The sequence below is a fragment of the Pseudoalteromonas sp. Xi13 genome (assembly GCF_003952205.1).
GTDB lineage: Bacteria > Pseudomonadota > Gammaproteobacteria > Enterobacterales > Alteromonadaceae > Pseudoalteromonas > Pseudoalteromonas atlantica.
In genome coordinates this window covers 42110-56173 of the sequence record NZ_CP034440.1, presented here as the reverse complement: position 1 = coordinate 56173, position 14064 = coordinate 42110, and the positions used below count along the sequence as shown (strand labels likewise).

Annotated in this window: 11 protein-coding genes; 8 read left to right on the top strand and 3 right to left on the bottom strand. The window is 40.2% G+C overall.

All coding sequences use genetic code 11. The features are described 5' to 3' along the window. Positions 1–54 precede the first annotated feature (54 nt). From EJ103_RS16755 to EJ103_RS16745, 3 genes are all read right to left on the bottom strand, one after another. On the bottom strand, positions 55–606 hold the full coding sequence (locus tag EJ103_RS16755; RefSeq protein WP_004586357.1) for a MarR family transcriptional regulator: 552 nt from the start codon (positions 604–606) through the stop codon (positions 55–57). 154 nt (positions 607–760) lie between these two features. Then, positions 761–3178, bottom strand: a complete 2418-nt coding sequence (locus EJ103_RS16750; RefSeq protein ID WP_126008855.1) for a TonB-dependent receptor — start codon at positions 3176–3178, stop codon at positions 761–763. A gap of 210 nt (positions 3179–3388) precedes the next feature. Continuing rightward, positions 3389–4660: an amidohydrolase family protein gene (locus EJ103_RS16745; protein ID WP_126008853.1), complete on the bottom strand. Its 1272-nt coding sequence runs from the start codon at positions 4658–4660 to the stop codon at positions 3389–3391. 152 nt (positions 4661–4812) lie between these two features. On the opposite strand from EJ103_RS16745, the gene EJ103_RS16740 reads away from it, so the two are divergent. The 8 genes from EJ103_RS16740 to EJ103_RS16705 all read left to right on the top strand — a co-directional run bounded on the left by EJ103_RS16740 (position 4813) and on the right by EJ103_RS16705 (position 13937). Further along, entirely contained in the window at positions 4813–6654 is a 1842-nt protein-coding gene (locus tag EJ103_RS16740) for a DUF885 domain-containing protein (RefSeq protein WP_126008851.1), read from the top strand. 95 nt (positions 6655–6749) lie between these two features. Continuing rightward, positions 6750–7262 carry a YcgN family cysteine cluster protein gene (locus tag EJ103_RS16735; RefSeq protein WP_024031710.1) on the top strand — a complete coding sequence of 171 codons (513 nt, stop codon included), beginning with the start codon at positions 6750–6752 and terminating at the stop codon, positions 7260–7262. Next, positions 7262–7774 (top strand): RNA methyltransferase, encoded by a 513-nt coding sequence (locus EJ103_RS16730; protein WP_126008849.1) that lies wholly within the window; start codon positions 7262–7264, stop codon positions 7772–7774. Before EJ103_RS16735 ends, EJ103_RS16730 begins: the two co-directional genes overlap by 1 nt. Before the next feature lie 90 nt (positions 7775–7864). Beyond that, positions 7865–8752: a transporter substrate-binding domain-containing protein gene (locus EJ103_RS16725; RefSeq protein ID WP_126008847.1), complete on the top strand. Its 888-nt coding sequence runs from the start codon at positions 7865–7867 to the stop codon at positions 8750–8752. Between the two features lie 84 nt (positions 8753–8836). Further along, positions 8837–10090: a sugar MFS transporter gene (locus tag EJ103_RS16720; RefSeq protein ID WP_055254170.1), complete on the top strand. Its 1254-nt coding sequence runs from the start codon at positions 8837–8839 to the stop codon at positions 10088–10090. 245 nt (positions 10091–10335) lie between these two features. After that, the gene (locus EJ103_RS16715; RefSeq protein WP_126008845.1) at positions 10336–12225 is read left to right on the top strand and encodes a methyl-accepting chemotaxis protein; all 1890 of its coding nucleotides are present in this window, start codon (positions 10336–10338) and stop codon (positions 12223–12225) included. A 3-nt stretch (positions 12226–12228) separates the two neighbouring features. Further along, complete coding sequence (locus EJ103_RS16710; protein ID WP_126008843.1) at positions 12229–13326, top strand: GGDEF domain-containing protein; 1098 nt, start codon at positions 12229–12231, stop codon at positions 13324–13326. Continuing rightward, positions 13323–13937, top strand: coding sequence for a DsbA family protein (locus tag EJ103_RS16705; RefSeq protein WP_126008841.1), 615 nt, complete (start codon positions 13323–13325; stop codon positions 13935–13937). The genes EJ103_RS16710 and EJ103_RS16705 overlap by 4 nt, the downstream gene beginning before the upstream one ends. Positions 13938–14064 lie beyond the last annotated feature (127 nt).

Sequence of the window (14064 nt, the reverse complement as noted above, 5' to 3'; positions counted from 1 at the left end):
TTTATACGCTGTTGTGTGATAAAAAAAAGCCGCTAAGCGGCTTTTTTTATTTGTTTAATCATGTTCTTTTTTAAATATTTTATCTTTTAAATCGATAACCTTGCCAATTCCTGAACCAAGCTTCATTAGCTTATTAAGCTGCTCTGGGCTTAAGCGTTGTAACTCTGAAGACCACTTAGTAACCGTTTCGAGTAGGTTGTGGATTTCGCCCATTTGCTTTTGTGCATAGCGCTCTTCTTCGTTGTTTGCTTCGTCTAAAAGGTTATCACGCAGCAAACTTAGGGTAGGGTCTATTTCACGCTTTTTACGCTCTTCAAATACGCGATTAGCCATATCCCAAATTTCACCCGCTGGGGCGTAGTATTCTTTACGATCACCAGGGATATGATGCACTTTAATTAATTGCCATGACTGGAGCTCTTTAATTCCCATGCTTACATTGCCACGCGAGATACTTAGCGCATCGGCAATCTCATTTGCGGTCATGGGCTCTTTGGTGATGATCAGTAAACCGCACATTTGGCCAATCGTACGATTGAAACCCCAACGGCTGCCCATTTCACCACAGTGCATAACAAAGGCTAAGTTTTTTTCAGATAGACTCATAGCTTTTTAAGTTTCAGTAAATTCAGAAAGTAATGCTAGCACGCTTATAAATTATAGCAACGTTTAGCCTGGTATCTTTTGTAGAGTATTAAATCAAGATTAGGTTTAATTTACTCCTACTTTTAGTAGGAGTAAATTAATTGCTTAGGCAGGGTTAAAGTGTGTAGCTAAAGCTGAGCTTAGCATTACGCTCTTCGCCTGGCATACCACCTAAAAACATGGCTTTAGAGTAGTACTTTTTATTAAACAAATTGTTTAAATTAAGCTGCATGTGCCACTTATCTGTGGTGTACGAAACTGCTGCGTCGTACACCGTGTAGCTTGGTACATAGCCATCAGGAATACTAAACGAGCTAGAGTTTGTGCTTCTGTTATCAACAAAAGTAATACCGCCACTTATATTAACAGCCTCAGGTAGGTTAAACATATCGGCGTAGTAGGTAACCCACGTACTTGCCGTTACATACGGTACGCCTTTTTGGCGTGTATCGTAACTGCTGCTATTTGGATTAGATTTATCGCGGGCATCTTGGTATACGCCGTTTACATTTACTTTCCATTGCTCGTTTAAGTGCGCATTTAAATCGAGTTCAACGCCTTTGGTTTGCTCTTCACCATCGTAGTAGCTCTCTACTACATCAGGTCCAGACACACCGGCTTCATACAGTGGGTTTGTATATTCAAGGTTTGTACGCGCGCTTTCAAATACCACCAGTGATGCTAAAAGCTGATCATCAAATGCTTTAAATCTAAAGCCTAAATCGTTACTGATAGACTCAGAGTCTTCACGGTCAGCCTCCGTACCTGCTACTGAGCCTAATACACTGTAGGCAGTACGGCCTTTAGCGTGGTTAATAAACACGGAAAAGTTTTCAGTAGGCTGATACGTTGCGCCTAAGTTATAAGTTAAGCCACTGTCTGATGTGTTTGCTTCAGGCGTTGGCTCAGCGCGGCTTGAGCTATAACGCTCATCTACACCATAGTGCTCATATGTTTGCTTAATGCGATTATAAGCAACACCAACTCGAGTTGTAAGCTGCTCAGTAATATAGCCTACGTGCTGAATACCTAAGCCCCACGCTTGTACTTTTTTATTGTAGTCACTGGTTTTTAGCGGGTCGTAGTCATCAAAACTGCCTGTTGGCCAATTTGGCGAGCGCATGTCATAAATGTATGGAAGCGTGCCTTGGTAAAGTACATTTCCTTCGCTGTCGTAAATAACTTTGTCTGCGTCGTAAATAGAATACTGTTTAAAGCGAATGTCTCTGTCTTCGTAGTTTGCATTAACCAGTAATTCGTTATCCACGTCGCCTAACATAAAGTCATAGCGTAAATCTAAGAAATACTGCCATGACTTTTCATCAGCTTCTACTTGGCGGTATTCTTGGCGTCGCGCTGCAAACGGGTAAAGCACACCGTCTTCAACTAACGGGGCACGCGGGTCGTTATTTATAATGCCATCGCGTGTTGAATACACGTAATTAAACGCGCCAGTTTGACGAGCAAAGCTTGATGTGTAGTTACGGTACTGTAACTGCTGATTTAAAAATAAATCATCTGTAATAAAGTAATTATGGGTTAGCTTAAAGCGAAGCTCTTCACCTTCATTATCATCCGCCATAGGAGAGATAATACCGTTAGTACCAAAATCGTACGGGGTAAGGCCATCGGTTGATGAAAGCGAATCTGCCAATTGTGTTTGTTGAGCCGCAGTTAATTGAACACCATTACCAGATGGGTCATTTACTAAATCTGCGCCAGTTACTTCACCTGCAGCTAAACCATTGGCGGTTTCTGCATTATAAATTCGAATAGGGTGGCCAATAGAATCTACTGCAATTGAGTCTTTAATATAGGCAGCAGAGAGCATGATATCTTGCTTGTCACTTAGTATGTATTTAAGCGAGGTATAAATTTCGTCGCGGTCTTCTTTTAAATCACGAAAGCCATCGCTTGAGGCCGTTTTAGCCATTACGCGATACGCTAGGTCATCGGTAATCGCATTGGTGCTATCAAAGGCAAGTGAATAACTATCCCATTGGCCAAGTTCGGCAGATATTTTATGTTTTTCTTCAAACTCAGGCTTTTTTTCAATCAGATTTATAACACCACCAGCACTGCCTATACCATATAAACCGGTAGCAGGGCCTTTAAGTACTTCAACCGACTCAACATTAGTGAGTGAACGAGTTGGGTTAAATGTATTACCTAAGCCTGCACCGCCATACATACCATCGTAAGTGTAATTAGCATCAAGACCACGAATGACTAAATTGTCGCCTATACCGTAGTTATTACCAGCTTGAGTTAAACCACTTACATTACGTACAAGCTCTTGTAGGCTGTCTACACCTTGTGACTCTATAAGTTCACGGTCAATAATAACAACCGGTGCCGGTGTTTCCATTAACGACATGTCTGATTTAGTTGCAAGGCCTGAGCTCATAACAACTTGGTTTTGCTTTTCGTAAACGCTGATGCGCTCAATGTCTTTTTCAGCCGTTGTTGCAGCAACCGCTAATGATGCGTTTAAACACGCAAGTGTAACAAGAGAGTATTTGAACTTTTTCATATTGATAATTATTCGCATTCCATAAAGTGTGCGAATAGTAATAGTTATTATTCGTTAAGTGAATAAAAAATTCTAAAAAAGTGAAATTAATTGCGTAGTAGGTGAGTTGTTGTTCTAAAAAGTAAATTTAAGGTTAAATTAATGCGGTAAATAAAAAAGCATGAAAGTGTAAGCTTTCATGCTTTTGTAAAATAATACATTAATTAGTGACTATTTTTTATAAACAACGCCTGCTTTCATAACAAAAGGAATGCGCTCAAGCACAGAGATATTTTTAAGTGGATTACCTTTTACGGCAATAATGTCGGCTGCAAACCCTGATTTTAGCTGACCCAGTTTATTATCCATTTTTAATAGCTTTGCACTGTTAATGGTGGCAGCTTGTATTGCTTGTAGTTCGCTCATGCCAAATTTAACCATACGGCTAAATTGTTTGGCGTTATCGCCATGAGGGTAAATAGCAGCATCGGTACCAAATACCATATTTACACCTGCTTTTACTGCGCGGTTAAAGCTGTCGCGTTGCTTTTTAGACACTTGACGTTCTTTATTGAGGTTTTCTTCATCTACCCCATTTTGCTCACCAAAGCTCAGTGTGTATTCTGTATTATAAATGTCCATTGATAACCACGTGCCATGTTTTTTAGCAAGTGCGATGGCTTCATCATCTAAAAAGCTGGCATGTTCAATACTATCTACGCCGGCTTTTATAGCTGTTTTAATACCACTTGTGCCATGTGCGTGAGCGGCTACAGGTAAATCACGCATGTGGGCTTCATCTACAATGGCTTTCATTTCTTCAAATGAATACTGCTGTACACCCACTTTTGTCCCTTTAGAAAAAACGCCCCCTGTGGCGCAAAACTTAATGGCATTAGCGCCATACTTTATGTTTTCTCGTACTTTTACACGTGCAGCCCATGGACCATCGGCTACCCCTGTTGAAGTGTATTTTAGCTCTGGTGGTAAACGGTTATTATCGCAATGTCCGCCTGTGATCCCAAGCGAAGGGCCAGCTGCCCAAATACGCGGGCCTACAATATCTCCGGCGTTAATACCATCACGCACTGCAATCACGCTATAGCCCTCGGCCCCTACATTTCTGAGGGTAGTAAAACCAGCAAGCAATGTTTTTTTAGCAAAGTGCGCGGCTTTAATGGCCATGCGCGGTACCGACTGACTTAAACGCTCACTTCGAGATACCGTAGGGTCGCTGGTCAAATGTACATGCATATCCATAAGGCCCGGCATTAAAGTGAGCTCGGGTAAATCAATATGCTGATCGTTTTTGCTCATGCTCGGCTTTTTGTTTTGTGCAACGTTAGTGATCACCCCATTATCAATGGTGATCAGCGGCGATTGAATAACCTCGCCTGTTTGAACATCTACCATGGCTTTAGCAGATATATAAGTAAGGGCTTGCGCGTTAAAGCTTCCTAAACACATAAGTGCAACGGAGGCGCTGAGTAGCTTTTTTTTCATTGTTTTTTCTTCTGGTGGCGGTTTAATTAATTGAAATGTAACAACCTAATATAAAAGTGTAAATATAATAGGTTAATCGCCACTTATCGTAATTTCTTTATTAACGCAGGTTAAATGCGCATAATCGACTGACGATACTAAAAAGGATTACCATGAAATCAATTAAATTGGCCTTAGTTGCCAGTGGCGTTATGTTTGCTTTAAGTGGCTGTATGAACACACAAACCAGTAATAACACTGGCAATAGTGCACAGCTAAACACGTCAAACGCACCTGCGGCTATTGTTTCAGAGCTCTCTTATGAGCAGCAATTAGATGTACTTGTAGCACAGTACTACAACGAGTTACTCAGCTTTAAACCTATTAATGCAACTTATAGTGGGCGCAGTGAATTTAATGATAAGTTTACCCCCGCTATTACCCAAAAGAATAGGGCAAAAAAAGCCGCGTTTTATAAAAAGTATCAACAACGTTTAACACTTATTGATAAGGCGCAGTTAACAGGGCAAGCGTTACTCAGCTATGAAATATTACAAAGAGATTTAGCACTTAATTTAGAGGGAATGCAATTTCCAAGCTATATGCTGCCTATTAACCAAATGGCGGGAGCGCATAATACCTTTGCAGGTTTTGGCTCGGGGCAAAGTGCGCAGCCATTTAATACCGTAGAAGATTACAATAATTTTATAAAACGAAGCGAAGGCTTTATTTCCTGGCTCAGCAGTGTAGAGCGCGCGATGGCGAAGGGGATTAAAGCGGGCATTACCTTACCAAAACCATTAGCTAAAAAGCTTCAGCCACAATTTGCCGCGCATGTGGTTAAAAATGCTGAGGATTCGTTATTTTGGGGGCCAATTAAAAACTTACCAGCCTCATTTACCGCACAGCAAAAGCAGCAAATAACGGCGCAATATAAAGCACTTATTATGCAGCAATTAGTGCCTGCATATAAAAGTATGAGCGACTTTTTAGCCAATCAATACATTCCTCAAAGCCGAGAAACGGTGGGCTATAGCGACTTGCCTAATGGTAAAGCTTGGTATGAATATCAAATTAAAAAAAATACCACGTTGAGCCTTTCTGCAGATGAAATACATGAGATTGGTTTAAGTGAAGTTTCGCGTATTTTAAGTCAGATGAAAAAAGTAAAACACGAAGTAGGTTTTAACGGCACTTTGGATGAATTTTTTCAGCACTTACGTGATTCGGACCAATTTTATTACGATACGCCAGAGGCATTAATTGCAGCGTATGAAGATATAAAACAAAAAATAGATGCGCGCGTCCCTTTACTGTTCGATGTTTCGCCTAAAGCCCCTTATGTTGTAAAAGCGGTTGAACCTTACCGAGCCCAATCTGCAGCGGGTGCATCTTATGCAGCGCCTGCACCTGATGGCTCTCGACCAGGTATTTTTTACATCAATACTTATAACCTTAAAGCGCAGCCAAAATTTTTATTAGAAACGCTCTCTATTCACGAAGCCGCGCCAGGTCATCACTTTCAAATTGCTTTACAGCAAGAAATAGATGGCCTTCCAGATTTTAGAAAATTTGGCGGCTACACGGTATTTGCAGAGGGCTGGGCGTTGTACGCAGAAAGCTTAGGAAAAGAGTTGGGCTTATTTACAGACCCTTATATGTGGTACGGGCGTTTGGCCGATGAGCAACTTAGAGCAATGCGTTTAGTGCTTGATACAGGCTTTCATGCAAAAGGCTGGACTCGACAGCAAGGTATCGATTACATGCTGGCAAATTCGTCAATGGCTAAAAGCGATGTGATAGCAGAAGTTGAGCGTTATATTGCATGGCCTGGCCAAGCACTTTCGTACAAATTGGGCCAATTTAAAATTCAACAATTACGTGACTACTCTAAAAAAGAGTTAGGTGATAAGTTTGATATTAAAGCGTTTCATACGCAAATATTGATTGATGGCGCCTTGCCGATGCCTATTTTAGAGGAAAAAATTAAACGTTGGGTTGCTGCCAGTAAATAGCAAAATGCACAAAGCCCGTACAAATAAAGGCACGGGCTTTGCGCACGCTGTAGCAATACGTTAGAATGCGCGCTCTTTAGGGGCGCGAGTAAATTATGTTTGATCAAGAGTTAGCAAATACACAGTTTTGGCTTAAAAAAAGCTTAGCCGATATGAACCAAAACGAATGGGAAGCGATTTGTGATGGTTGCGGAAAATGCTGTTTAAATACCTTTATTGATAGTGAAGATGAAGATGAATTTACCGCCACCGATCAACTACGTGAAGGCGAAGAGCTTATTTTCACCAACATTGTTTGCCAATACCTTGATAACAATACCTGTGGTTGTAGCGAATACGAAAACCGCCAAACGCTTGTCCCTTCTTGCGTTAAACTGACCAAAGCCAACCTTAAAGATATCTTTTTTATGCCGCAAAGCTGTAGTTATCGCCGTCTTCACGAGGGGCGAGGTTTAGCCTCTTGGCATCCGCTATTAAATCAGGGTGACAAAACCCAAATGCATGCACTTGGTATTTCTGTTAAAGATAAAACCGTAAAAGACTGTGACGTAAAGCTCGATGACTTTGATTTATACATTGCTGAGTGGCCAACAAAGGATTGCGACTGATGAGCGAGTTTAAGGCTGTAATAGGTTTAATTAATCCTAAAAGCCCGACAAATGTTGGCGGCGTTTTACGTGCCGCGGGTTGTTATGACGCTAAACAAGTATTCTTTACCGGTAGTCGCTACTTAAATGCTAAAAAGTTTCATACCGATACTAAAAATGTTGTTGAGCGTATTGCACTTACCGGCACTGATAACCTACTCAGTGTAAAACCTGAAGGCGCAAAGGTTGTGGTTATTGAGCTGATTGAAGGCGCCACGGCGTTACCTGATTTTAAACACCCTGAAAACGCATTTTATGTATTTGGGCCAGAAGACGGCTCAGTACCAAAAGAGGTTTTAAAATGGTGCGATGAAGTGGTTTACGTACCTACAATTGGTTGTATGAACCTTGCGGCCACCTGCAATGTGGTACTTTACGACCGTTTAGCCAAACTTGGTGGGGTAGAGAGCAGCGACTCAACTATTATTAATTCTCGCGATACCAATAATAAAATGAAGTGGGTAAAAGCTTAAGCACCCACTGCTGTAATTTTAATTAAAATTTCTTTTACTTTATGTACTAAGTTCTACACTTTAGGAACATATTGTAAATGAAATTTAATTATGCGTTTATTTTTAATCCTCATACTCTTTTCATCTTATTGTTTTGCTGAGGTTCCTGTGACCTACATGCAAGATGATACTCGTCACACTGTAATAGGTGAGCGCTATAAATCGGGTTACCTATTTAGCGCGCCAAACAGCAATCAAACAATTCATGTGGTTACATTAGACTGGCCGCCTTACATAGGTAATAAGCTGTGTAACAAAGGCTGGGTATATCAATTTAGTACGGCGATTCTACATAGCGCTGGTTATAGTGCTTATATAGAGTTTGTTCCTTGGGCGAGAGCTGTTCGTTCTGTAGAGCTCGGTAAAGCCGATGTTTTAATGCCAGAGTATTATATTGAAGATACAGCGCCATCTGATTACATAGAAGGTAAAACACGCCGTAAGCTTTTAGGGCTTTCTAATTCGTTTGAAGGCGGTAACATAGGTTTTTTAAAACGCAAAGGCGAGCCCGACAGGTTTAATGGCAATTTAAAGTCGCTTAAAGGCTCGCGTATTGGTGTTGTAAGAGGGTATCAAAATACCCCTGAGTTTGATGCCATGATGGATAATAATGAGTTTATTATTATTCATGCCGTAGACGATTTACAACTTGTAAAATTACTCGCTGCAGGACGTGTAGATTTAATTATAGGCGACCCCGCTGTGTTACTTTACTCGGTAAAATATGCAGCTTTACCCGATAGCGAAAAACAGACCCTACTTAGTGCTATCGAACCAGAAAGCAAGGCAATTCAATATAACCCTTTATATTTTGCGATTAGTAAAAAAACACCAAACTGGCTCACTGTATTAGAAGATATTAATACTGCTTTATACAAATTTAAAAATAGCGGCGAAACCCAAAGGATGAAACAGGCCTTATTAAATGAATGCGATTAATTGTAACGTTCCAATTATTTTGTACTTATAATGTGTCGCAAACGTGTAAAATCATTTTCAACTTGTTAATGGAGTGAAAATGACGTGAGTGAAATAAATACCAATCAATCATTTGCGGTCAAAGAGCAACAAAATAAAAATTACCTGTTACCGCTGACTGCAATGACCACACTGTTTTTTTTATGGGGTTTTATTACCGTTTTAAACGACGTGCTAATACCTCGTCTGAAAGGCGTTTTTGACCTAACTTACTTTGAAGCAATGCTCGTACAGTTTTGCTTTTTTGGCGCCTATTTTATTGTCTCTATTCCAGCTGGAATTTTGGTTAAACAATTAGGTTATAAAAAAGGCATACTAACCGGCCTAGTGGTTGCCTCAATTGGCTGTATGTTGTTTTACCCTGCGGTAGTAGTGCATGAATACTGGTTGTTTTTAGGTGCATTATTTGTACTGGCTGCTGGTGTAACTGTTTTGCAGGTTTCTGCAAACCCGTATGTAGCTGCTTTAGGGCCAGAAAAAACCGCCTCATCTAGGCTAAATTTAGCGCAAGCACTTAATGCCTTAGGGACAACCGTAGGCCCGTATGTTGGAGGTATCCTGTTTTTTGGTACCGCAGGTACATTAGCGGCAAGTGCTGCTACTGCTGAATCTGTAAAAGTACCTTATTTAATGTTAGCAGCGGCCTTACTTATTATTGCTATCGTATTTGCCTTTATTAAGCTTCCTGAAATAGAAGGCCATAAAGAAGAAAATAACCCGGTTAATGAAACTCGCTCACTAACACAGGCACCTCATTTAACAATGGGCGTATTTGCTATATTTTGTTATGTCGGTGGTGAAGTGGCTATTGGTAGTTTTTTAGTTAACTTTTTTGGTGAAGCACATATAGCTGGGCTTGAAGAGCACGCTGCTGCTGCACTGATCAGCTACTATTGGGGCGGAGCAATGGTTGGCCGCTTTATTGGCTCTGCTGCACTACAAAAAATAGCGCCATCTAAAGCATTGGCATTTAATGCCTGCATGGTAATTGCCTTATTACTTGTGACTATATTTACGCAAGGCAATGTAGCCCTGTACGCGGTACTGGCCATTGGTTTATTTAACTCAATTATGTTCCCGACTATATTTTCTGTAGCGATAGAGCGCTTAGGCTCATTAACCAGTAAAGGCTCTGGTTGGTTGTGTTTGGCAATAGTAGGGGGTGCCTTGGTGCCTTTATTACAGGGTTACATTGCTGATGTTGTTAATATTCAGCAAAGCTTTTTTGTTCCGCTAGTATGTTATGTATTTATTGCTTGGTATGGCTTAAACGTGGTTCGTTTAGCTAAAAAGTGGTAAATACTCCCCGATGAAAGAGCGACTGAATACGTATTCAGTCGCTTTTTTATTACCATTTTATGGGAACGTTCCAAATGCGGGTTTGTTTTTAAAAAAACCGTGGTGTTACAACTGTATAGTGAATAGAGGTGGTTCTTTATTCTTATTTTAAGTACATAACCTGCTTATCTACCTCATTAACGACGACATACCTTTAAATTTTTGCTAAAAATATAATTAATAACAAAAAATAAAAAAGGGCAGTCATGCTTAACTCACTTAAATTCACCTCAAAAGTGACTATTGCAGCATCTATGGTACTGGTTATTGTACTGGGTTTATTTGCTATAAATAATTACATCGCTATGCGAAACCAAACGCAACAGCAGCTCGATTTAGTCCTTAAGCAAAATTCAGAATCTACCTCACAAAACATTGCAAGCTGGCTTAACGCCAAACTCACCATAGTAAAATCGATTGCGCAAACTCATAAAAACAGTGATCCAAAACAGTTAACCCTTGCCCAGCTTAATACTGCTAAATACGCTGGTGGCTTTAAAAACACCTATATAGGTAAACCAAGTGGTTTATTTATACTTAACGATCAAAGCATTGTATTGCCCTCTGATTTTGATGCCACCTCGCGCCCTTGGTATAAGTTAGTTGAAAATAAAAACTATACCGCATTTACCACCCCGTATATTGATGTAACCACCAACGAGCTGACTATATCTGCAGTTGTGCCCATTCAAAGCAATGGCCGCTTTAGTGGTGTAGCGGGTGCAGATATAGACATGCACACAGTGACTGAAATAATTAACGATATTGATTTTTTAGGGTTAGGGTATGCTTTTTTAGTAGATAAAAATGGTCAAGTGCTGAGCCATCCTAATAGCGAACTTAATTTAAAAAACACCTCTGAATTATTTGGCCAACCTACCGCGCTTAATAGCGAATTTACACAATATGATATAGCGGGGGAGCCGCAGTTGATATCGTTTACTAAAATACGTGGCATAGATAATGTTGACTGGTATTTAGGTGTTGTTATTAATAAAAACCAAGCCTATGCAGAGGTGTCTCGCTTTGGTATTAACGCGCTTATTTATATGTTAGTGGGAATTGTGGCCATTATTGTGTTTATGCAATTTTTACTGCGTTACTTAATGCAACCTATGGCGCGCCTAAATGATGCACTAGAAGATATTGCAAAAGGCGAAGGCGATTTAACCAAACGTTTAAAGGTTGAAAACAATGATGAGTTTGGCCAAATTAGTCACTCGTTTAACATTTTTATTGAAAAAATTCAGCACTCTATAGAACACGTTAAATTAACGACTGAACAACTCGATAGCGTAATAGCCAGCGTGGTGTCGCAGACACATTCTTCACTAGCCATGCACCATGACCAAACAAAACGTACTGATAGTGTGGCCATGGCGGTTAATAATTTTTCGCAATCGGCTATGGCTATTGCTAATAACGCCAGTGACGCTTCTGTAATTGCTAAAAATGCAGATGAGCATTCAACACAAAACCAGCAAACTTTATTGCACAGCGTTAATAGTATCCATCAGTTATCAGCCAATATGGAACAAGCGCAACACACTATTAATAGCCTTAACGCGCATACAATTAGTATTGGGCAAGTGCTTGAGGTGATTAAAGGTGTGAGCGAGCAAACCAACTTACTTGCATTAAATGCGGCAATTGAAGCTGCAAGAGCAGGCGAAGCTGGGCGCGGTTTTGCTGTTGTTGCTGATGAGGTACGCCAATTAGCACATCGTACTCAGCAATCAACCCAAGAGATTGAAGATACCGTAGGGCAACTACAAAGAGGCTCAAATCAAGCGGTAGAGCTGATGAAAACAAGCATTCAAGACAGTGAAAAAAGCGTAGAGCACGCTGAAGGTGTGAGCGTGTTAATGGGCCAAATAATAGAGTCAATAAAACAAATTAGCAGTGCTAATCATAGTGTTGCCAATGCCACTGTTGAGCAAAACGACCTTGTTAAAGTGCTCGACGCAGACATTACAAGCATGAGTGAGTTATCGGTACAAAGCCAAGAAAATTTAAAAAACACCCTCAATGAATGTACTAAACTTAAACAACAATTTAGTGATTTAGAGCAAATGGTTCAAAAGTTTAGAGTTTAAAATATGCCCAAAAAATCGGTTACAGGACAAAGTTGGTTAAGCCTTATTAACATAGATAAGGTGTATAGCTCGGATAAACAGCGCCAAGCATTTTCACTATTCACCATGATAGCCATTGCTATTATTGTTATCTCTATGTTGGTGGTGTTTAACTACACGGTGTATTCGCCTATTCTTACCGCGTCGTTAATCGCGGTTAATATTACCCTTATTAGCGGCACTTTTTATTTTATAAAAACAGCCAAGCTTGAAATGGTTGCACTTATAAGTATGTGTATAGTGTTTATTATGTGTGTAGCCCTTACGTATACAGGCGGAAAAGAAAATACCGCGCTTTATTGGCTAATGTTTTACCCTGTAGTGTGTTTTGCCTCTTTAGGTGTAAAGCATGGCTGCAGGCTTGGCTTAGGCTTATTACTGTGCTGCAGTGTTATTTTATACGGGCCTGATTTTGGCCAAGTTAACTATGGCGGTATTGAAAAGTCTCGGTTTTTAGCCTCTTTTACACTGGTGTTTATTTTTTCGTTTATAGGTGAATATTTCAGGCATAAAAGTCACCTGGCAATTGCTGATATAACCCTTGCGCAAACGCAAGATGCCTATACAGATCAGTTAACGGGTGGCGCGAACAGGCGTTTCATCACCGCTCACTTTTTAAAATTAGCTGCTAAAACGCCCGAAAACTACCTGCCGTTTTCTATTTTATTACTTGATTTAGATTATTTTAAACGACTAAACGATACCTATGGTCATGACTTTGGCGATACAGTGTTGATAGAATTTACCAAATTACTTGATTCACAATTTCCAAACTCCGCAGTTAAAGCCCGTTATGGAGGCGAAGAGTTTGTGGTGATTTTACCTAAAGAGACAGCCCCAGTGGCTACAAAATTAGCCGATGATTTTAGACAATGTGTCGCAAAACAAGCTATTTTAACCAGCGATAATAAACGGATATTTATTACCTGTAGTATAGGTGTGGCACAGGTTGATAATGTGGATCATTACAGCCGTGTACTTAAACAAGCAGACGAATACCTGTACCTAGCTAAAGAGCAAGGGCGTAACAAAGTTGTATCAAATCACACAGGAACACTATGACTCAAACTAAACTTATATATGTACACGACCCTATGTGCAGTTGGTGCTGGGGATATAAACCGACGTGGTTAAAACTAAAAGCCGCATTATCTTCGCAGCTTACTATAGAATACAAAGTAGGGGGGCTTGCTCCAGATAGCCAAGAACCCATGCCTGAAAATATGCGCGCCATGCTCCAAAGCACGTGGCATAAAATTAGTGCGATGTTGGGCACACAGTTTAATTTTGATTTTTGGCAGGTTTGTCAGCCAAGGCGCTCTACTTACCCAGCCTGCAGAGCGGCGATTATTGCCAGAGCGCATAATAAAGAGCCACAAATGATAGAGGCAATTCAACATGCTTATTATTTACATGCTCAAAACCCATCTGATGAAAGTACTCTAATTACCTTAGCTGAAAAAATAGGCCTTGATAAACAACAGTTTTGCGAGGAACTTTGCTCTGAGGCTTTGAATCAAAAATTACATGAGGAGTTAGCATTTAGTGCAAGTTTGCCAATACAAGGCTTTCCTTCGTTAGTATTAATAACTGATAATAAAGCCATTGCAATTAAAATAAATTACACCGATCACCAGCAAACACTAAACACAATTAACGCTTTATTAGCTTAACAACTAGCCAAAGTGCGTGTATTTGCTGCTTTAATACACGCTTTGCATATAAACACTCCGATATAAGACGCAAATGTTACAGCTGTAACAAAATAGACTTTTTTGCGCAACATGCCTGTCATTATTC

Coding starts and splice junctions, on each gene's coding strand:
- EJ103_RS16735 (WP_024031710.1), top strand. CDS start 6,750: ATGTTTGATCAAGAGTTAGCAAATACACAGTTTTGGCTTAAAAAAAGC.
- EJ103_RS16750 (WP_126008855.1), bottom strand. CDS start 3,178: ATGAAAAAGTTCAAATACTCTCTTGTTACACTTGCGTGTTTAAACGCA.
- EJ103_RS16740 (WP_126008851.1), top strand. CDS start 4,813: ATGAAATCAATTAAATTGGCCTTAGTTGCCAGTGGCGTTATGTTTGCT.
- EJ103_RS16705 (WP_126008841.1), top strand. CDS start 13,323: ATGACTCAAACTAAACTTATATATGTACACGACCCTATGTGCAGTTGG.
- EJ103_RS16755 (WP_004586357.1), bottom strand. CDS start 606: ATGAGTCTATCTGAAAAAAACTTAGCCTTTGTTATGCACTGTGGTGAA.
- EJ103_RS16730 (WP_126008849.1), top strand. CDS start 7,262: ATGAGCGAGTTTAAGGCTGTAATAGGTTTAATTAATCCTAAAAGCCCG.
- EJ103_RS16725 (WP_126008847.1), top strand. CDS start 7,865: ATGCGTTTATTTTTAATCCTCATACTCTTTTCATCTTATTGTTTTGCT.
- EJ103_RS16745 (WP_126008853.1), bottom strand. CDS start 4,660: ATGAAAAAAAAGCTACTCAGCGCCTCCGTTGCACTTATGTGTTTAGGA.
- EJ103_RS16715 (WP_126008845.1), top strand. CDS start 10,336: ATGCTTAACTCACTTAAATTCACCTCAAAAGTGACTATTGCAGCATCT.
- EJ103_RS16710 (WP_126008843.1), top strand. CDS start 12,229: ATGCCCAAAAAATCGGTTACAGGACAAAGTTGGTTAAGCCTTATTAAC.